The organism is Pseudoalteromonas rubra (genome assembly GCF_005887115.1).
In the GTDB taxonomy this organism is placed as follows: Bacteria; Pseudomonadota; Gammaproteobacteria; order Enterobacterales; family Alteromonadaceae; genus Pseudoalteromonas; species Pseudoalteromonas rubra_F.
Genome location: NZ_PNCJ01000168.1, coordinates 1 through 310, shown reverse-complemented (window position 1 = coordinate 310; position 310 = coordinate 1). Strand labels below are relative to the sequence as shown.

At 50.6% G+C, this 310-nt stretch carries 1 protein-coding gene; it reads left to right on the top strand.

Annotated elements, in window-relative coordinates; genetic code table 11:
• Positions 1 to 310, top strand: a 310-nt coding sequence (locus tag CWB98_RS23620; RefSeq protein WP_138546988.1) for an EVE domain-containing protein, incomplete at both ends; no start/stop codon positions are given.

Here is a 310-nt window from a genome sequence, read left to right as displayed (position 1 = left end):
GTTTTCGCTGGCAGACTTACAAGCCGCCGAAAACGGCACTACAGTATGGGATGGGGTACGCAATTACCAAGCCCGTAATTTTATCCGCGATGGCATGCAAGTGGGTGACAAGGTCTTTATCTATCACTCTAGTTGCAAGGTGCCCGCGATTGTCGGTATCGGTGAAGTGACACGAGGTCCCTATGCAGACCCCACGCAGTTCGATGCCAGTAGTGATTATTATGACCCTAAGGCCACACCAGAGTCACCACGCTGGTTTAGTGTCGATGTGCAATACCGGCAAAGCTTTCAGCAGCCGATAACCTTAAAA